Origin of the sequence: Commensalibacter sp. B14384M2 (assembly GCF_016101865.1) — a bacterium.
GTDB classification, from domain to species: Bacteria; Pseudomonadota; Alphaproteobacteria; order Acetobacterales; family Acetobacteraceae; genus Commensalibacter; species Commensalibacter melissae.
In genome coordinates, this window is the sequence record NZ_JACFPS010000006.1 from 31,923 (window position 1) to 50,076 (window position 18,154).

Genomic DNA, 18,154 nt, shown 5'->3' on the forward strand with positions numbered 1-18,154 from the left:
AAATCATAAAGATGCAATTTAAAAGTTCAAAGTCTTTTAAGATTGGATTCAGTTTTTTAGGTGTTTTATCTTTAATAGGTTGCATCCAGGTTCCACATCCATTTGAAAAAAACAAAACCACATCATTGACGACACCTCCTCCGTCAAGGTTAATTGTTCCACCACCTTCTAATTCAATGTTAAATGATAAAAACGCCCAGGGATTTGCCGAGGAAATGGCAAAGGCAATGTTGGAACAGACGGTTCCCGCAGTTGCACGACCCGCTCAAAAGGGGGACTGGATTTTATTGACCAAGGTGAGATCAGAAGAAGATATGATTATTCCTTCTTTTACAATTATTGCCCCTAATGGAAAAGTCGAAGCGGTGAGAAAAGGAATGCCCGTTTCAAAAAAGGATTGGATAAGTGGACAGCAAAGCATTTTTCATGATGTTTCAGAACAATCTGCGCCAATAATCAATCAGGTATTAACAGGATTACAAGCTCGGCAGATGGCGGCTGATCCACATAGTTTAAAACATCGGGCAGCCAAAATTTATTTCAAGGGTGTTTTTGGGGCTCCTGGAGACGGAAATAAAATTATTGCTCAGCAATTTGCTATTTCGTTTGCAGACAAGGCAAATGCTATTCAATATAAACCTGACCAGGCAGATTATACTGTGGATTGTCATGTCAGTGTAACAGATGGTGCGCAGGGGACACGTGGTAATCCGGTACAACATGTTGAAATTATTTGGCGGGTGACCGATAATAAGGGAAAAGAGGCGGGTAAAGTTTCACAAATCAATGATGTTCCTGCGCATCGTCTTGATCACTATTGGGGTGATATTGGCTCTGCGGTTGGAGAAGAGGCTGCTGGTGGGGTTAAGCAGGTCATCACTAATTATTCTGGTCGTGATAATCAGCCTTTGCCTGCAAATAATGCAAAAGAGTCCGCTTCTTCTAATGCACCAGAATTGAAAAATATTCAGATGCAACATAAATAATATGTTTTTTATGGTATAGATCGTTTTAACTGGTTCTGTGTGTTGGAGTTCGTTGATGAAAATTATTGCAGGGAATAGTAACCGTCCATTGGCAGAGGCGATTGCGGCAGAGTTGAAAATGCCTTTATGTGATGCGTCCGTACAACGTTTTTCGGACAAGGAAGTTTTTGTGGAAATCTACGAAAATGTAAGGGGTGAAGATATCTTTGCTGTACAAAGCACGAGTTATCCAACCAATGATAATCTTATGGAATTATTGATTATGTTGGATGCCTTGCGTAGAGGGTCTGCACGACGAATTACAGCTGTTATGCCCTATTTTGGCTATGCCCGGCAAGATCGCAAATCGGGTCCAAGAACGCCCATAAGCGCGAAGCTTGTTGCCAATCTTTTGGTTGAAGCAGGAGCGAATCGTATTTTAACACTCGATTTGCATGCAGGACAGATTCAGGGTTTTTTTGATATTCCTGTAGATAATTTATATGCGGCACCTCTATTCACACGTGATATTAAACACAAACATGCTGGTAAATCGAATTTAATGGTTGTTTCTCCTGACGTTGGCGGAGTTGTAAGAGCGCGTCAATTGGCAAAAAGACTTGATGTTGATTTGGCAATTATTGATAAGAGACGTGAGCGTGCCGGTGTTTCCGAGGTTATGAATGTTATTGGTCGCGTTAAGGGACGTCACTGTCTATTGGTCGATGACATTATCGATAGTGGCGGTTCACTTTGTAATGCGGCACAAGCTTTGATGGATGCGGGGGCAACTGGAATTGACGCATATGTGACCCATGGGGTTTTATCCGGCAGTGCCGCACAACGTGTTGAAGATTCGGTTATTGGAGAGTTAGTCATCACCGACAGTATCAAAATGACAGATGCAGTGCGTTCCGTTCGTAAAATTCGTCAGATTAGTTTGAATAATTTGATTGGTCGGGCCATTCGTGCCGTAGCGGATGAAAGCTCCGTTTCTTCTTTATTTGATTAATTATTTGAAAGGTATATCGTTATGTCTCCTTTACTGCATCGGCCCTACTGGTATCTTCGTCATGGGCAAACAGATTGGAATGTATCAAATCTGTCTCAGGGTAGAACAGATATACCTTTGAATAATACCGGCATTAAACAGGCCATAACCGCAGGGAATGCGTTGGCTAGAAACTGGAACAATTTAGAATTATCCATTACTCAGATTATAAGTTCACCTCTTGGAAGGGCAAGACGTACAGCAGATATTGTGAAATCAATCATTCATGACAAAGTTGGTGTCCAATTACCATTGGAATTGGATGATGGGCTCAAGGAGGTGTGTTTTGGTGAAGAGGAGCAAAAACCTATGGGACCATGGTATGACAAATGGATTTCAGGTGAATTTACGCCAAAAGGTGCCGAGCCTTTTCATGTTTTATGTAAAAGGATTAGCGACGCTGTAAACCGTTCTATACTGAAAGCTGGTGATGGTCATGTTTTGATTATTGCGCATGGAGGTGTTTTCCGTTCCTTGCGTTATATGATGGGATTAAAACCTAATGTAAGATTGGCCAATGCACAACCTTTATGTGCTTGTCCTCCCTTTCAGGGAGGTAAGTCCTGGTCTTTGGATCCTGTTTCTCTGGAAGCCTGATAGAGTTGGACTGGAAAGGGTGATGCAATTTTTTCTTTCCTGGATAGGGTATTTATTGTGCAAATGATCGAAAGATGATTGCAACGGCTCGCCCGATTGACGCGGGAATTACACTTTGATGATCTTCATTTTCAAATTTTGTGCATGTTGTTGAAAGATCATCTATTTTTTTAAATGTTTCACAAGCTGCCAGAATACGAGAAACTTGCTGTTTTCTAAGAAGCTGTTGTTTTATTTTTGCGACTTGAGGAATTGATTGCCAATAATCAGGAAATTTCTGTTCATACTCTCCAACGGATAGGGATAGGGTTGGATGTAGTTTATGAACGTCAAGACTGGATTTAAAAGATTGGGTATGCTTGTCAATAATGCTTGGATCAAGCCATAAAGAAGGACTTGCGGCTATATAAATCTGATAGGAATCTGGATGATAGATAAGATTATATATTGTAAATAATCCACCAAAAGAGTGACCGAAGATGGCTTGTTTATGGTGATTAATTTTAAGATGTTTATCCAGTAGGGGTTTCAGATCATCTTGGATGAAATGATAAAAATAATCAGCCCCTCCAGTTTTGTATAAAATGGGGATCAAGGTATTTTGCGGTGGTGTTAAATCATAAGTTCGCAATTTAAGAATATTTTGATCTGGAGGATAGCCAATTCCAACAAGAACAGCATGATTTTTATGGATGTTATCCGGACGCTTTTCATAGGATCTTATTGTTTCCCGAACCGTGTCAAAAATACTGTTGGCATCTGTGATATAAATGATTGGATAACCATCTTCTGGGGGTGGTTCTTTTGGAATAGAGGCAAAAATCTTATAAATTTGTGATGTCTTTTTATTTTGCAGGTTAAAAGTGATGGTATCGTTGATTGTTAAGGGTTCGGTGGAAAGGCCAGCAAGGGGAGAACTACTGTTGATTGCCTTTACCGGACTGAATAACAGGAAATTCAGACAGACTAGTGTCAGATAGAACCAGGGGCGTATCATAAGATTATATCCATTATATTATTTGATAATGAAAAGAGCATATTACCATTGTGCTCTTACCTGTCCCATTATAACGCGACGTGTTCCATAAAAACAGTTAACTTTTGATGCGCAAGCAACAACATATTTTTTATCAGCAATATTGGTTATATTCAGCTGTAATAAGGTGCTGTTAATTGTGGGAAAGCTGTTTTTAAGGTCATAATGTACCTGCATATCACCAATGACAAAGCTTGGGACCTTAAAACTGTTGGCATTATCCCCGAATGTATAACCATTGTAACGAATGCCACCGCCAATTCCAACACCCTTGAACATCCCCTGTTGCAGATCATATGTTTATCCATCCAGAAACCAGATTGGCAGGAGCTCCCAAGGGGCGGTTACCGATATTGTTTTTATTTGTGTCAGCACGGATCTGGATATCATTGTAGGCATAGCTGGCGATAAGATTCAGTCCCGGCAATAATATTGCACGAGCTTCCAATTCAAAGCCGCGGGATCGTGTTCTGCCTGTCTGAATATTGTAGGTTGTATGTTCCGGATCGGTTGTGGTTACATTCTCTTGTGAAATGGTATAGGCAGAACCTGTCACCATGATATTGTTATTAGGCTGGTATTTGATCCCGACTTCATATTGATCTCCCTTAGTAGGTTTAAAAGCCTTACCTGCAAAGGTTGTCCCGGGTGTAGGCATGAAAGAGGTGGAATAGGAGAAATAGGGTGAAATTCCATTTTGAAAATTGTAAACGATACCGCCGCGATAGGTTACAGCTCGATCAAAATTAGAGGCTGATTTTCCGCCATATTTGAAATTGGTCGAGGTGCCGACCCAGTCATATCGCCCACCCATAATAAACGACCAGTTTCTATAATTTGCTTGATCTTGAATGTAAACACCCAACTGGTTCTGGGATTGTGTTCCGTATGAAGTGATTAGGGGTGTAAAACGTGCGCCATAAACAGGATTGAACAAATCAAGGCTTGAAATGGCCGTATTGCCCAAGGCACGTTTGGAATCTGCAAGCAGATAATCAATTCCTGTAATCAGTATATGTTTTACATTCCCTGTATCAACATGAAACTGAAGGTTACTGTCGATATTATAACTGTTCAAATGTTCATTTGATATTGTCGCCATTCTTGATACAGTTGCCTGATCACTGGCAAGTCCCTTGATAGAAATGGATCGGAAATCTGAATCAAGATGCAGGTATCTGAATTTCTGATTGAATTGAATAAAATCCGTAAAATCATGGGTTAGATTGTATTCAAACATATATTGAGAACGATGATACTGATCAAAACCAGGTTCACTGGTGTTAAGATGTGTTGAAATCTTTCCATGTCGATTTGGCAGAACTGTACCTGACGCGGGAAGTGCGATACCATAAAGGCTATTTGGATCATACTGATATAAGAAACGCATGGATACAGAAGTATCATCAGTGGCTTGCCAACTGATCTGGGGCATAATGGCGATATGGCGTTCCTTGGCAAAATCAACCTGTGTATCTCCATACCGTCCCACAGCTGTTACCCTATAGGAAAGTGTCTTGTCTTTGTTTAAAGAACCGCCAGCATCACCCATAATGTCTCCATAATTAAAGGAGGCACCACTTGCCCTCATTTCATAAGAGTCTACGGGACGTGCTTGTTTCATGGTCATATTTACAAAACCGCCTGGGCTGGCCTGTCCATAAAGTACGGAGGCGGGTCCGCGCAGGACTTCAACGCTTTGCATTAAATATTCATCAAAGGAAGGGACGGCATATGACATGCCACGTAAAAGACGAAGACCATCAAGGAACTGGATATAATTGGCATTTCCCCCAAATCCTCCAAACCCTCTTAAATAGATACTATCAAACCGTCCGCCTGGCCGACTTCCTGCAGAAATACCCGCACTATATGCAAGTGCATCCGAAACGGTCCTGGCATTTTGGTCATCCATCTGTTTGCGGGTGATGACGGTAATGGATTGGGGAACTTTTCTTAATGGACTGTTTGTCTTGGTAGCAACATCAGAATTGGTTTCAACGAATGGATTGTAATTGCGTTTGCCAACGACGGTTATTTTTTCATTATCCTTGTTTTCTTGATCTTCCTTGGAATAGGCTATTGGGTCTGCAAAAATTGTTGTAGAAACGATTAATAAAGAGAATGTTACGGTAAAATGATTAAATCGCATAGATCAGATTTTCTTGCATAATTTGAGAATGATTGTAATTATTATTTTCAACAAGAAAGAAAATCAATTTGTATTTTACTTAAAATCTTCAATTAATTTAGAAAGATATTTGCACTTTTCAAGTTTATTAGGTAAAGAGGATAGTGCATCAACACCCCTGGAGGTTGATGTTTCAGTTTTGCCTTATTTACTAGGAGTTATAACGTGGCAAGAAATTTTGTTGAATTAAAAGTATCGATGCGTGCGAAGGCTGGTAAGGGGGCAGCGCGCGCAACCCGTCGTGAGGGACTGGTTCCTGCTGTTGTATATGGTGGCAAATCAGAACCAGCCATGATTGCCCTTGATCCGCGTCTTGTTATGCGTGAATTGGGAAAATCAGGATGGCGCTCTCAACTGTATCAATTGATGGTTGATGATAAGAGAACAGTTGCCTTGATGCGTGCCGTGCAATTACATCCCGTAACCGATCGACCATTACATGTGGATTTCCAACGTATGGTTGCTGGTCAGCATATTCGCGTTGAAATACCGGTCACTTTTGAAGGTGAAGAAATCGCCCCTGGTGTAAAACGTGGCGGTGTTGTAAATATCGTTCAACATTCTGTTGAAGTAAACTGTGACGTTGAACATATTCCAGAAGCCTTTATTGCCGATCTTTCCAAATTGGATATTCACGATAATATTCGTTGGTCTGATTTAAAAGGTGCGGATAAAGTTACGCATACAAATCAGCATGAAGAAGATTTTGTAATTGCAACTATTGCGCCGCCAACCGTTGCAGTTGAAACAAGTGAAGAAACTTCGGAAGAAACATCAGAAGAAAAAACGGCCGAAGTTTCTACTGAAGAATAATTTAATGAAAGAATAGATCATGTTACTGTGGGCTGGGCTTGGAAATCCCGAGCCTGGGATGCAGGCAAATCGTCATAATATCGGTTTTATGGCGATAGATCGAATTGCTGAACGTCATGGATTTTCTCCATGGCGTAAGCGGTTTAAGGGCGAAATTGCCGAAGGTGTTATAAAGGGTGAAAAAATCCTTTTACTAAAACCTATGACCTATATGAATCTTTCTGGTGAAAGTATTCAGCCTTGTATCGCTTTTTATAAAATTCCACTTGATAACCTTTTTGTATTTCATGATGAAATGGATTTGGTCCCTGCCAAGATACGGATTAAAAAAGGGGGAGGGGCGGCTGGTCATAATGGTTTGCGTTCTACGGATAAAATGCTTGGCAGTCAGGACTATTGGCGTGTGCGTTTGGGGATAGGGCATCCAGAAGACAGATCTCAAGTTGTACGTTATGTCTTGGGAGATTTTTCAAAACAGGATAGGGAATGGCTTGATCCATTTATTGATGCAGTTGCGGAAAAGGCATCATTGTTAACTGAACGAAAAATGGACGCTTATCTATCCAAAGTGGCTTTATTGTTAAAAGGATAAAAAAAGATATGGGGTTTAATTGCGGTATTGTTGGATTGCCTAATGTTGGAAAATCAACATTATTTAATGCGTTAACGGCAACGGTTGCCGCTCAATCGGCGAATTATCCATTTTGCACCATTGAACCCAATGTTGGACGGGTTGCTGTCCCCGACCCGCGTTTGACTATTTTATCAGAAATTACGCATTCTCAAAAAATTATTCCCACAAGCTTGGAATTTGTTGATATTGCAGGTCTGGTTAAGGGAGCTTCACGTGGAGAAGGGCTCGGAAACCAGTTTTTGGCGAATATCCGAGAGGTTGATGCAATTATCCATGTTCTGCGTTGTTTTGAAAACGATGATATCACGCATGTTGAAGGGTCTGTGAATCCTATTCGGGATGCTGAAATTATCGAGACAGAGTTGATGATTGCAGATTTGGAAAGTTTAGAAAAAAGAACAGTTGCTTTACAGAAAAAAGCCAGAGGAAATGATAAAGAGGCTCAGGCCACTCTTGAATTAATTGAACTTTTGATCAAGGCCCTGCAGGATGGTAAGCCGGTTAGGGATGTCATTCCTGTTGGCGAGGAGAAGGCCATCGCCCGATTACAGCTTCTAACGAGCAAACCTGTTTTATATGTGTGTAATGTTAACGAAGAAGCCGCCGCAACTGGAAATGGGTATTCTCGGCAGGTTATTGAAATGGCAAGAAAACAGGGGGCTGAAGTCGTTATTGTTTCTGCTGACATCGAGGCAGAGGTCAGTCAGTTGGGTAAAGAGGATCAGACAGAATTTTTATCGGGTCTGGGCTTGGAAAATAGTGGTCTCGATCGTGTTATTGCTGCAGGATACAGATTGTTAAATCTGATTACCTATTTTACATGTGGTCCAAAAGAAACCCGTGCTTGGACAATTTCAGAAGGAACCAAGGCCCCACAAGCGGCGGCAGTTATTCACAATGACTTTGAACGGGGATTTATTGCCTGTGAAACGATCGCTTATGATGATTATGTTAAATATAAGGGGGAAGCTGGAGCAAAAGAGGCCGGTAAAGTTCGAATTGAAGGAAAAGACTATATCGTTCATGATGGAGATATTTTATTGTTCAGATTTAATGTATAATCTGCAATAATTTATTTGTTTAAAATTATTAAGGAGTAGGTGGAGTGAATCGTAATTCTACCTTATCTCAATCGAACTCGATCCAACAATTGGCTAGAAAGGTTAAAAAAGCTTCTTATTCATTGGCTCACAGCTCACTTCAACAGCGTAACAAAGCTTTGCTTTGTGCAGCAGAAGCGCTGCGTGCTTCAATGAATGCCATCCTGTCTGTTAATTCCGAGGAAGTGGAGAAAACAGAAGTTGGTGAAGCCTTTAAGGATCGTATGACATTGAATGAAAACCGGTTGGAGGCAATGGCGCATGGCTTGGAGGCGATTGCGATGTTACCTGATCCTTTAGGAAAAGAACAGGCTTGCTGGACAAGACCAAATGGACTGGAAATTAGACGAGTTACTGTCCCTCTGGGTGTTATTGGCATGATTTATGAAAGCCGTCCGAATGTTGGTGCTGATGCGGCAGGTATTTGTATCAAATCTGGTAATGGTGTTATATTACGAGGTGGTTCCGAATGCTATCAAACGGCAATTCTAATCCATCAGGCCATGCAAAAGGGTGTTCAGGAAGCCGGCCTTGATCCTGATATAATAGCCATGGCACCGGATAATAATCGTCAACATGTGAAAGACATGTTGCAGGCCGTTGGATTAATTGATGTTTTAATCCCTCGTGGGGGACGATCCCTTGTTGAATTCATTCAGAAAGAAGCCCGTATACCTGTTTTGGCTCATGCAGCTGGATTATGTCACACCTATATACATGGATTAGCGGATTTCGAGAAATCACGTGCTGTTTTAATAAATGCAAAAATGCGTCGAACAGGGATTTGTGGTGCCACTGAAACTTTATTGATTGATCAAGCGGTAGCCAGACAATATTTACCCAAATTAGCCGATGATTTAATTGAGTTGGGATGCCGTCTGGTCGGAGACACTATGGCAGTGAAAATTGATTCCCGTATCGGTGTGGCAAAGGAAAATGATTTTGCCACAGAATGGCTGGATTCGGTGTTATCAGTTAAGGTAGTTAAAAATATTTATCAGGCAATTCAGCATATATTAAAATATGGTAGTGGACATACCGAGGCTATTTTAACCGAGGATAAAGAGGTTGCCCGTTATTTTATGGATCATGTTGAGAGTGCTGTTGTTATGTGGAATGCCTCCACACAATTTTGTGATGGAGGTGAATTTGGGTTTGGAGCCGAAATTGGCATTGCTACAGGTCGTTTACATGCACGAGGACCTGTTGGAGTTGAACAATTAACAAGTTATCGTTATGAAGTTATTGGAAATGGACAGGTGAGACCTGTATGATATCAATACCGACATGGGGTGATCAGAGAAATATAAAGGTTGGATTATTAGGCGGATCCTTTAATCCTGTTCATAGTGGTCATTTACAACTGGCTCGTCGGGCTTTTACCATTTTACAATTGGATCAGGTATGGTTGATGGTATCTCCGGGAAATCCTTTGAAAACCGGAAAAGAAATGGCTTCTTTTTCGGAACGTTTTCAAGGGGTACAAAAATGCGTTGATGGTCGGCATATCATTGCGACAGATATAGAAAACCGGTTACATACACGGTATAGTTACGATACGTTGAAAAAATTATATCAGCGCTTCCCAAATTGTAAATTTGTTTGGCTGATGGGCGCTGATGGATTGTCACAAATGGCATTCTGGTCAAGATGGCAAAAGATTTTACGGCTCGTGCCTATAGCAATTTTTCCACGCCCTCCTTATATTTATAAGGCTTTAAACGGAAAGGCTGCACAATGGGCCCGTTCATATCGATTGTCCTCACAGAAAGCTTCGGTTTTGGCAAGTTATAAGCCGCCAGCTTGGGTATTTGTTCCATCTCCAGAAAACAAAATTTCAGCCACAGTTTTAAGGGCTCAAGGAAGATCAGGTTTATAACGGTTACATGTAAATATTAAACAATAGAAATAGGGTTATTAATGAATCAAAATAATTTATCGGAAACATTACAACAAAACAGACAACAACATGATATCAATGACAAAACGATTATAGATATTGAAAAATTGCAGAAATGCGTCAATTTGATTATTGAATCTTTGGAAGGAGATAAGGCGGAGAATATTGTTGTCATTGATTTGGTGGGAAAAGCTTCATTTGCAGATCGTATGGTTATTGCAACAGGTATGGTGGATCGCCAGATCATGGCAATGGCTGAACATCTTGACAAGATTTTGTATGAACAGGGAATCAGAAAGATCGCAATAGAAAAAAGCAGTGATTGGGTTTTATTAGATACAGGAGATATTATAGTTCATTTGTTTCGAGCAGAGGCAAGAGAATATTATAATATTGAACGTATTTGGGGGGTTGAAATTCCTGAATTTTCTGAACCTGATCAAGTCTAATTTTTCTATGTTTTCAATTATTGCCATTGGCAAAATGCGGGATAGGGCAGAACTGGATTTATTCAATCGTTATGCCAAACGTATTCGTCCCAGTTTGGATCTAATCGAAATTAATGAAAGCAAAGGTCAGCCTATTGAGACCAAGATAAAGGACGCTCAAAATCTTTTGAAGGCAGTTCCAGAAAAATCCTTGATCATTAGTTTGGATGAGGGTGGAAAAAGTTATAACAGTTTTGATTTTGCAATGCATATGCAAAAGTGTTTGGAATTATCTAAATCAATTTCATTTTTAATTGGCGGGGCAGAGGGATTGCACGCTTCTGCAATCAAGACCTCTCACTCTGTTATTTCCTTGGGAAAGTTAACCTGGCCTCATATGATCGCCAGAATCTTGTTAACTGAACAAATCTACAGGGCTCAAATGATCTTGTCGGGACACCCCTATCACCGACAGGGTCGTCCGTAGACTATTTTAAAGAGCGGTTAGGGGCGTCAGATCCAAAGAGATCACTGTCAGAAATGTTTGGCGCCAATGCAACTTCAGTTGTCGTTTTTGCTGTAGCGGCGTCAGCTGTCCACGTCCGTATATTTCCTTTTGTATTTTCACGAATAATAGGGTGGGTTGTTTCCTGAGTGGATGGATATATAAATCCATGAGTAGGATAGATACTTCCAAAGGCATTTTTATTGCCATTTAAAGCCACACGAACGGCTGACCAGTCATTGTTTGCGGATACATCTATGACAGGTGTATTATGACTGATGCCTCTTTGCGCCCAATGAGATTGGTCGATTATGATTGTTCGCGAATCAAGCACTTGTTTTACGACGGCAACATGTCCCAGGGGCATTCTTCTGGTTGGACGAAAACTCAAAACACTATTTGCTTCCGGAGTGTTTCCACGTTTATAGACGCCTTCCGCATTATTCCACCAATCCCTTGCATTTCCCTTCAGTTGAATGTCAGAAGCGGATCGGGCAAAAGCGACACACTGAATGACATGACCATAAGATTTGTGTTTGAATTTATAGGGTCGGGTTCTGAAATGTGAATTTCTTGTATGATGAGTGGCAGAAACCTTGTGAACATTTGCTTTTTTATGGATTCTTTTATGTGTATGATGAACAGGGGAACGTGCCTCTACATTTGTTGACACAGTGTAAAAAGATACAAGGGAAAAAAGTAGAATTTTAATTCTTCTGGGAATAACTGGTTGAATCTTTTCCATTGGAATCCTGGTAGGTTAGGGCTTGGATTTTATGACGAACAAAATTTACTTATACTGATCTGTATATCAAGGGCAATATTAATTTGGCAGTTTTTTATTTTTTTAGAAAAATTTCTCCAAATGTGTTTTGTTATGGTGCAAAATAGCAACGATCGTATAGTTAAGGTTATTATTTGAATATTTATTTATATTTGTATAAAGAATGAATATTGTTGAAGTAACAAGCTATAAATATTAAGGGTGAACACGCTTTGTTTTTAGAAATGTCCAGTTTGAAAATAGAAATTATTCCAGTTACACCCATCTATCAAAATTGTACACTAGTCTGGAACAAGGATAATAATATCGGAGTTGTAATAGATCCGGGTGCATATGTTGATACGATTCTTTCTGCAATTCAAACCAATCATATAGATATACAGGCTATTTTGTTAACGCATGGTCATTTTGATCATGTTGGTGGGGCTATGTTGTTACAGGAAAAACTTGTGCAAATATATAATAGAGCGGTGCCTCTTCTTGGTCCATTAAAAGAGGATTTGTTCTTGTTAAGTAAAGTTGTTGAAAACTGTAACCATTTTGGTTTTCCCACTTCAGAGATTCGAGATGTTAAACCATCGCGTTTTTTAAAGGATAAAGAGCGTTTGACATTTGATGGAATAAATTTTGAAGTTATTCATATTCCTGGTCATACGCCAGGTCATATAGTTTATTTTGAACCTTCTGCACGTTTGTTAATTACCGGAGATACTCTTTTCAAGGGCACGATAGGACGTTCTGATTGGGAATATGGTAATGGAGCTCTGCTGATCAAAAGCATCAAAGAGCGTTTATTAACATTGGGAGATGATATTTACTTTATACCCGGGCATGGAATGGGTAGCACCATTGGTGTTGAAAAAAAGACTAATCCATTATTAACTTAAAAATTCAGGATGTCTAAAATGAAAAATTTTTTTTTCCGCTATAGTTCAGTATTAGTAGGAATTGTAGGATTATTTACAGGAATGAGCCGGGAGGTTGTTGCAGAAAATCCCGATCATGTAATAAATAAAGCGCAGGCTGAATTGGCAAAAGAACCTCTGACAATTTCCTCTAAAGATGGAAGAAAGCATAGTTTTATAATAGAAGTTGCGAAAACCCCTAAAGAGCAAGAGATAGGGGAGATGTTTAGAACTTCAATTCCTGAAAATGGCGGAATGTTGTTTATGTGGCCAGCCCCGCAACGTAGCATGATGTGGATGAAAAATACACTTGTTTCCCTGGATATGGTTTTTATTGGTGTAGATCATCATATTCAAGCAATTGCTGAAAATACGGTTCCATATAGTTTGGCTCCTGTCAGTAGCCAGGGTCCGGTCATCGCCACCTTGGAGTTGAAAGGTGGGATAACAGAAAAATTGGGGATCAAGGTAGGGGATGTGGTTGATAGTGCAATTTTTGATAATTCCATATCAAATGAAAAAAAATCTGTACAAAATCAATAATAACAGTTTTAGAAAATAAAAAAATCTGCTGGAAAAAATACCAGCAGATTATAAAACAAATTATGTAAAACAAAATTTCAGATAAAAGCTACTTGGCGTGTAACTTGGATGGATAGGGTTTATGTGCCTCCAGGAACCATAGTTGTTGATCCATTGCACGGGACACCTCGGTAAACAAGTCAGAAGTATCCGCATCACCAGCCTCATCAGCTTCATCAATAGCTTTGCGAAGGGCATTGGCATAGATTGCAAATCGTTCAGAAAGTGCGGTCAGATGGTCATCGACACTGATGATATCTGTTGGATATTCAGCAATGCTTGAATTCTTGGCGATTTCCTGAGTTGTTCCCAAGGCTGTTCCACCGATGGCGGCAATTCTTTCAGCCATTTTATCATTCAGCTCGTTTTGTTCACTGCGGAAATCATCCATCATTTTGTGAACACCTATAAAATTGTGCCCTTTCATATTCCAGTGGGCCTGTTTGGTAATAAGCGCGATATCAAGACCATCCGCAAGACGGGCATTCAATAGTTGGATAACAACGGTTTTAGTATTGGAATGCAAATTATTACGAGTAGGATGTAGCGGGTATTTTGTTTTGGTCATTAGACTATCTCCTAAAATAATTATTTGTAAGAATTATAAAATATTTTAAGTAATGATACAATAATAGTTTATTTTTAATTATGAGTTATCGATTATATTTAATAATTAATTAATATTTATTTATGGTAAAGTTAAGTGTTCAGAAAATAATTAAGCAGGGCTTCAGACTTGAAGATCTGGGAAAATTCTGATTATAATCCGTTTTTTATAATTTTAAGTGACAAGAGCTCAAAAGTGATTTTTTTGATTACGGGTGCGGCAGGATTTATCGGTTTTCATATTTCAAAAAAATTGTTAGAACGTGGTGAAACGGTTATTGGTTTGGATAATCTTAATGATTACTATTCCATCGGTTTAAAAAATGCTCGATGTGACAGATTAAAAGAATATAAAAATTTTATTTTCCATCAAGTTGATATTTCTGATCAAGAGGCGATAACCTCATTATTCGACAAATATAGAGATATTAATTATATAGTTCATTTAGCTGCACAAGCGGGGGTAAGATATTCCCTGAAAAATCCTTTTGCCTATATCCAGACCAATGTTACAGGACAGTTGGTTATATTAGATGAAGCACGTAGATTGGAAAAACTGGAGCGTATTTTTTACGCTTCATCTTCTTCTGTCTATGGGTTGAATAAAAAGATTCCTTTCAGTGAAAAAGATCGCGTCGATAAACCGGGTTCGGTTTACGCGGCTTCCAAAAGGTCTGCCGAATTATTGTCCTATAGTTACAGCCATGTTTATGGCCTGAAACAAACGGGATTACGGTTTTTTACAGTATATGGTCCATGGGGTAGACCTGATATGGCATACTATATATTTGCAAGGGCAATTGAACATCAGCAGCCAATCACATTATATACAGGGGATAATCTTTCACGTGATTTTACCTACATTGATGATGTAGTGGGTGCATTAACAAGTTTATTTGATTGTTCTACCCTGGAGGATTATGACGTATATAATATCGGGAATAATTGTCAGGAACGGGTTGAAAAACTTATTGTATATTTGGAAAATTATCTCGGTAAGAAAGCATTGATCAATTATGTAACTCGCCCTAATACGGATATCGAGGCGACACTTTCAGATATTAGCAAAATCAAACAAAAAACGGGCTGGTTACCCAAAACAAACCTAAAAAACGGTGTCGAATATTTTGTCAGATGGTTCAAGGAGTGTATTTAATATCGATTAAGATTTGGACTGATTACTGTCCAAATCTTAAACTCTAAATAAATCAGGCTATATGTAATTGTTGTTGATACTCTGATTTTTCATTAATATAATAATCATGGGATAGTACTTGGATTATCAATATGCCGGGTTTGTCAGCTTTGCCATTGTCAATATTTATTACAGCATTACCATTAGTCCAGCGAGCATTGGCATTTTCCCGTGTATGCCAGCCATCCAAGGTATGAGAGGAGAGGTGCTCTGTTAGGGAGAATGCTTGGTTTTTACGCAAAAGCGTCACATTTCCAATTAAAACACCGAGTATGCGACGGTCATCAATGTAAGGACCGATAACCCGGTTTGGGCAGCTCGCACGAGAAACTAAACGTACATATACGGTGTCTGGTGGAATCTTAAAAGCAACATATCCTTCTTTTTGATATAGTTTGGTCAAAGTTATTCCAGTATTAGTTACCAAGCGCAATGCACTGTCATTGGTGATGCTTTTTTCAGGCAGTTCAATTTTATAACCTAAATCTTTAGCCCTATCCATTAAGTGATTGAAAATAGGCTCAACCAATTCCTTTGTTGTTCCCAAGGGAGCTGCTGAATCAATATTCCAGCTTTTTCCCCGATTGATAATGCTGACCACTTTTTGGTCGTGATTGAATACGGAGCGATGTCCTGTATCCAGATAGCTTTCAGTCAGAGCGCCATCAGCTTTGATGATTGCGTGTTCTTCAGTTTCAATGTGATAATAAGTATATTCTTTAATTGAATGATCATAAAAGATGGTGGATCCATTAACCAGCATGCGAACCGGAATGAAATGATTCTTAAAGAACATGCAATGTTCGGCTGTAATCAACATATCCTTAAAAGGAACACCATCAGCGATTGCATTTTTGATAATACGTACAGGATATCCGGCATTCTCGTCATTAAGGGTTGTTTTGACTTTGATTGTACGATGACCTACCCAAATAACAGGAGACGGTTTTTCTTTACCGTCAAGATAGGTGATTATCTGGTCCCCCTCTTTAATATGTTCAACGGCTATTAAACCTTTAGGGCTGGCTATCATTGTGCCTTCCAAGAAACAAGGATCGGAATTGTCCTGGTTGTTGATTATACCACCGTTTACCAATACCTGGTATGTTCCGGCATTCTTGTCAACACCAACATAAGATCCATCAAAAACACCCCCTTGTGTTAAATCGACAACTCGGTTCTGACCGTTCGAATCTGATGCGCAAAAAGGAGCGGTGGCAGATTGATAGAAAAAATCATGCTTAGTAACAGAGCCTTTTGCGCCATTGTAATTTATGGAATAAAAGGTGTTATTTTCTGTTACTGCGCCAACGTGATTATTAATGGTGCTGTTTGATAATATGGAATCTTTAAGAGTCCCATAATTATTAATGGTGGAATCAGCTGATCTTGTATTTATTGTTACCCTGAGATGTTCAACAACAGCTCCTTTATTGATGGTCAAGGAATTAATGTCCACAAGATTGATAGGGCCTTCAACGATAATTTTCGTGATATTATTTGTATAAACTGTTCTTCCAGTATCCGGATCCAGGCTTGCAACCCAGTCTCCACCGATAAAAACAGGATTTTCATTCAATCTTACCAATGTTTGGTTTATATTATTTATATAATTATTTTTTACATCTATATTACCAAATTCTGTACCGCCATTTAATGTGAAATTACCAACCATTGGTTCACCTTTAATAATAGGATTTATTATTTTGGCATTATTCAATAAATTGAACCCACTGACAATGCCATTGTCAGGTGTAAAATGATAGGCACCATTCGCAGAGATAAGATGTGAATCATAAATCTGCCCGTTATTATATCCACCAAAAGTATCATTTTTTGAAATGCCTTGGATACCCTTGCATATGTCTGCCATATTTATTGATGTATACGTGTTGTTTTGAGATAAACCACCATCTTCAATATTTAACCAGGCGTTATAAACATTTGAATTTTGAAGTATTCCACCATTTTGAATATCAACGGTTGGCCATTGTCCATCACTGGTAATTACTATCAAATCAGTGGCAACCGCACCATTCTCTACAATTAATTTACCTCCAGATATATTGATGGGTCCTTCATAAATACCATCAGGTGCGCCAAAACAAGTATCAGCACCGGTGACTTTGTACATAGTTTTTCCGGTTGCCTGGTCATAATAAGCATGAATTGTCGCATTGACGAAGGTGGTATTCTGGTTATGAATGGTTACCATTCTACGAGTAATATGATAATTTCTATCTTGTATAATTTCTTCCTCTATTATTGAGGATTTATTATTGTCTGCCATTATATATTAATTCTTTCTAAAATGTTTTGAAACAATTTCTGCAATATCGTTGCAGTTTATTTAATATTTATAATTCTTTATAAGTAATATTTACGTATTTATAACATTTTGTAAACAGAATAATAATTATTAAAGGCATATATATTTAAAAAAACATGGTTACCTTATAAAAGGCCTTGGCATTTATTTGATTCTATAGGTGTAGTTTTTTATAACCTTATAAATATTAATAAAATTTTTAAAAAAATAATTTAACAAAATTAAAAATGATGGAATCGGAGATTTGGATATATTGGGCTGGGTTATGGTTATTTAAGGTGTAAGGTCTTGATAACCTATTATTTTTGTTATTGGCGAGATTTTTTTAGATAATTTTGAGAGAAATCGGTTGACTGGCATGAGAGATTTCTGTAGAAGGACATTCACGGAGCGACGAGCTGGAAAGTTCTTGACTGGTTGCTTTGTGGGGATTAGATTGTAGGGCTCATTTTTGATGTGTTTTACGATTTTGTTCATTGACAATTGTATAGGATGAGAAGGGGATATGCTGGTGGCGTATTGGTTGTAGTGCT

20 protein-coding genes are annotated in these 18,154 nt (G+C 38.9%); 13 read left to right on the forward strand and 7 right to left on the reverse strand.

Annotation, left to right across the window (positions count from 1 at the left end; all coding sequences use genetic code 11):
* Positions 1 to 11 precede the first annotated feature (11 nt).
* The 3 genes from H3R33_RS08800 to H3R33_RS08810 are packed head-to-tail and all read left to right on the forward strand — an operon-like array spanning position 12 to position 2,613.
* The gene (locus H3R33_RS08800; protein ID WP_110439572.1) at positions 12 to 986 is read left to right on the forward strand and encodes a hypothetical protein; all 975 of its coding nucleotides are present in this window, start codon (positions 12 to 14) and stop codon (positions 984 to 986) included.
* Positions 987 to 1,041: 55 nt separating this feature from the next.
* Positions 1,042 to 1,977, forward strand: a complete 936-nt coding sequence (locus H3R33_RS08805) for a ribose-phosphate pyrophosphokinase (protein WP_110439573.1) — start codon at positions 1,042 to 1,044, stop codon at positions 1,975 to 1,977.
* A gap of 21 nt (positions 1,978 to 1,998) precedes the next feature.
* Positions 1,999 to 2,613, forward strand: coding sequence for a histidine phosphatase family protein (locus tag H3R33_RS08810; RefSeq protein ID WP_110439574.1), 615 nt, complete (start codon positions 1,999 to 2,001; stop codon positions 2,611 to 2,613).
* Positions 2,614 to 2,665: 52 nt separating this feature from the next.
* On the opposite strand, the gene H3R33_RS08815 is transcribed toward H3R33_RS08810, so the two are convergent.
* Genes H3R33_RS08815 through H3R33_RS08825 form a run of 3 tightly spaced genes read right to left on the reverse strand, consistent with a single transcriptional unit; the run spans position 2,666 to position 5,801 of the window.
* Positions 2,666 to 3,610, reverse strand: coding sequence for an alpha/beta hydrolase (locus H3R33_RS08815; protein WP_155566292.1), 945 nt, complete (start codon positions 3,608 to 3,610; stop codon positions 2,666 to 2,668).
* 42 nt (positions 3,611 to 3,652) lie between these two features.
* The gene (locus H3R33_RS09180) at positions 3,653 to 3,928 is read right to left on the reverse strand and encodes a TonB-dependent receptor (RefSeq protein ID WP_198185562.1); all 276 of its coding nucleotides are present in this window, start codon (positions 3,926 to 3,928) and stop codon (positions 3,653 to 3,655) included.
* Positions 3,929 to 3,941: 13 nt separating this feature from the next.
* Positions 3,942 to 5,801 (reverse strand): TonB-dependent siderophore receptor, encoded by a 1,860-nt coding sequence (locus H3R33_RS08825; protein ID WP_198185564.1) that lies wholly within the window; start codon positions 5,799 to 5,801, stop codon positions 3,942 to 3,944.
* A 204-nt stretch (positions 5,802 to 6,005) separates the two neighbouring features.
* Here H3R33_RS08825 and H3R33_RS08830 point away from each other — a divergent pair, with 204 nt between their 5' ends.
* The 7 genes from H3R33_RS08830 to H3R33_RS08860 are packed head-to-tail and all read left to right on the forward strand — an operon-like array spanning position 6,006 to position 11,202.
* On the forward strand, positions 6,006 to 6,653 hold the full coding sequence (locus tag H3R33_RS08830; RefSeq protein ID WP_255412384.1) for a 50S ribosomal protein L25/general stress protein Ctc: 648 nt from the start codon (positions 6,006 to 6,008) through the stop codon (positions 6,651 to 6,653).
* Between the two features lie 19 nt (positions 6,654 to 6,672).
* On the forward strand, positions 6,673 to 7,245 hold the full coding sequence (gene pth / locus H3R33_RS08835) for an aminoacyl-tRNA hydrolase (protein ID WP_110439578.1): 573 nt from the start codon (positions 6,673 to 6,675) through the stop codon (positions 7,243 to 7,245).
* Between the two features lie 8 nt (positions 7,246 to 7,253).
* Positions 7,254 to 8,348, forward strand: a complete 1,095-nt coding sequence (ychF, locus tag H3R33_RS08840; RefSeq protein WP_198185566.1) for a redox-regulated ATPase YchF — start codon at positions 7,254 to 7,256, stop codon at positions 8,346 to 8,348.
* A gap of 44 nt (positions 8,349 to 8,392) precedes the next feature.
* On the forward strand, positions 8,393 to 9,661 hold the full coding sequence (locus H3R33_RS08845) for a glutamate-5-semialdehyde dehydrogenase (protein WP_198185567.1): 1,269 nt from the start codon (positions 8,393 to 8,395) through the stop codon (positions 9,659 to 9,661).
* Positions 9,658 to 10,266: a nicotinate-nucleotide adenylyltransferase gene (locus H3R33_RS08850; RefSeq protein ID WP_198185569.1), complete on the forward strand. Its 609-nt coding sequence runs from the start codon at positions 9,658 to 9,660 to the stop codon at positions 10,264 to 10,266. Before H3R33_RS08845 ends, H3R33_RS08850 begins: the two co-directional genes overlap by 4 nt.
* A gap of 41 nt (positions 10,267 to 10,307) precedes the next feature.
* The gene (rsfS, locus tag H3R33_RS08855; RefSeq protein ID WP_155580001.1) at positions 10,308 to 10,736 is read left to right on the forward strand and encodes a ribosome silencing factor; all 429 of its coding nucleotides are present in this window, start codon (positions 10,308 to 10,310) and stop codon (positions 10,734 to 10,736) included.
* A gap of 7 nt (positions 10,737 to 10,743) precedes the next feature.
* A complete protein-coding gene (locus H3R33_RS08860; RefSeq protein WP_198185571.1) occupies positions 10,744 to 11,202 on the forward strand; it encodes a 23S rRNA (pseudouridine(1915)-N(3))-methyltransferase RlmH in 459 nt (152 codons plus the stop codon).
* A 1-nt stretch (position 11,203) separates the two neighbouring features.
* Here H3R33_RS08860 and H3R33_RS08865 read toward each other — a convergent pair whose 3' ends face one another.
* On the reverse strand, positions 11,204 to 11,965 hold the full coding sequence (locus H3R33_RS08865; protein WP_198185573.1) for a CHAP domain-containing protein: 762 nt from the start codon (positions 11,963 to 11,965) through the stop codon (positions 11,204 to 11,206).
* 263 nt (positions 11,966 to 12,228) lie between these two features.
* On the opposite strand from H3R33_RS08865, the gene H3R33_RS08870 reads away from it, so the two are divergent.
* Positions 12,229 to 12,891 carry an MBL fold metallo-hydrolase gene (locus H3R33_RS08870; RefSeq protein ID WP_122122950.1) on the forward strand — a complete coding sequence of 221 codons (663 nt, stop codon included), beginning with the start codon at positions 12,229 to 12,231 and terminating at the stop codon, positions 12,889 to 12,891.
* A gap of 81 nt (positions 12,892 to 12,972) precedes the next feature.
* Positions 12,973 to 13,452 carry a DUF192 domain-containing protein gene (locus H3R33_RS08875; RefSeq protein WP_198185586.1) on the forward strand — a complete coding sequence of 160 codons (480 nt, stop codon included), beginning with the start codon at positions 12,973 to 12,975 and terminating at the stop codon, positions 13,450 to 13,452.
* 88 nt (positions 13,453 to 13,540) lie between these two features.
* Here H3R33_RS08875 and dps read toward each other — a convergent pair whose 3' ends face one another.
* Positions 13,541 to 14,059: a DNA starvation/stationary phase protection protein Dps gene (gene dps, locus H3R33_RS08880; RefSeq protein WP_155564929.1), complete on the reverse strand. Its 519-nt coding sequence runs from the start codon at positions 14,057 to 14,059 to the stop codon at positions 13,541 to 13,543.
* A gap of 234 nt (positions 14,060 to 14,293) precedes the next feature.
* Here dps and H3R33_RS08885 point away from each other — a divergent pair, with 234 nt between their 5' ends.
* The gene (locus H3R33_RS08885; protein WP_198185575.1) at positions 14,294 to 15,253 is read left to right on the forward strand and encodes an SDR family NAD(P)-dependent oxidoreductase; all 960 of its coding nucleotides are present in this window, start codon (positions 14,294 to 14,296) and stop codon (positions 15,251 to 15,253) included.
* Between the two features lie 52 nt (positions 15,254 to 15,305).
* Here H3R33_RS08885 and H3R33_RS08890 read toward each other — a convergent pair whose 3' ends face one another.
* Both H3R33_RS08890 and H3R33_RS09105 read right to left on the reverse strand, forming a co-directional pair.
* Positions 15,306 to 17,582: a Hint domain-containing protein gene (locus H3R33_RS08890; RefSeq protein WP_198185577.1), complete on the reverse strand. Its 2,277-nt coding sequence runs from the start codon at positions 17,580 to 17,582 to the stop codon at positions 15,306 to 15,308.
* A gap of 312 nt (positions 17,583 to 17,894) precedes the next feature.
* On the reverse strand, positions 17,895 to 18,154 hold a 260-nt coding region (locus H3R33_RS09105), incomplete at its 5' end, for a hypothetical protein (RefSeq protein ID WP_232342220.1).

Bases quoted from the DNA above. Each gene is read 5' to 3' on its own strand.
- H3R33_RS08800 (WP_110439572.1), top strand. From the start codon at position 12: ATGCAATTTAAAAGTTCAAAGTCTTTTAAGATTGGATTCAGTTTTTTA.
- H3R33_RS08805 (WP_110439573.1), top strand. From the start codon at position 1,042: ATGAAAATTATTGCAGGGAATAGTAACCGTCCATTGGCAGAGGCGATT.
- H3R33_RS08810 (WP_110439574.1), top strand. From the start codon at position 1,999: ATGTCTCCTTTACTGCATCGGCCCTACTGGTATCTTCGTCATGGGCAA.
- H3R33_RS08815 (WP_155566292.1), bottom strand. From the start codon at position 3,610: ATGATACGCCCCTGGTTCTATCTGACACTAGTCTGTCTGAATTTCCTG.
- H3R33_RS09180 (WP_198185562.1), bottom strand. From the start codon at position 3,928: ATGTTCAAGGGTGTTGGAATTGGCGGTGGCATTCGTTACAATGGTTAT.
- H3R33_RS08825 (WP_198185564.1), bottom strand. From the start codon at position 5,801: ATGCGATTTAATCATTTTACCGTAACATTCTCTTTATTAATCGTTTCT.
- pth (WP_110439578.1), top strand. From the start codon at position 6,673: ATGTTACTGTGGGCTGGGCTTGGAAATCCCGAGCCTGGGATGCAGGCA.
- ychF (WP_198185566.1), top strand. From the start codon at position 7,254: ATGGGGTTTAATTGCGGTATTGTTGGATTGCCTAATGTTGGAAAATCA.
- H3R33_RS08850 (WP_198185569.1), top strand. From the start codon at position 9,658: ATGATATCAATACCGACATGGGGTGATCAGAGAAATATAAAGGTTGGA.
- rsfS (WP_155580001.1), top strand. From the start codon at position 10,308: ATGAATCAAAATAATTTATCGGAAACATTACAACAAAACAGACAACAA.
- H3R33_RS08860 (WP_198185571.1), top strand. From the start codon at position 10,744: ATGTTTTCAATTATTGCCATTGGCAAAATGCGGGATAGGGCAGAACTG.
- H3R33_RS08865 (WP_198185573.1), bottom strand. From the start codon at position 11,965: ATGGAAAAGATTCAACCAGTTATTCCCAGAAGAATTAAAATTCTACTT.
- H3R33_RS08870 (WP_122122950.1), top strand. From the start codon at position 12,229: ATGTCCAGTTTGAAAATAGAAATTATTCCAGTTACACCCATCTATCAA.
- H3R33_RS08875 (WP_198185586.1), top strand. From the start codon at position 12,973: ATGAGCCGGGAGGTTGTTGCAGAAAATCCCGATCATGTAATAAATAAA.
- dps (WP_155564929.1), bottom strand. From the start codon at position 14,059: ATGACCAAAACAAAATACCCGCTACATCCTACTCGTAATAATTTGCAT.
- H3R33_RS08890 (WP_198185577.1), bottom strand. From the start codon at position 17,582: ATGGCAGACAATAATAAATCCTCAATAATAGAGGAAGAAATTATACAA.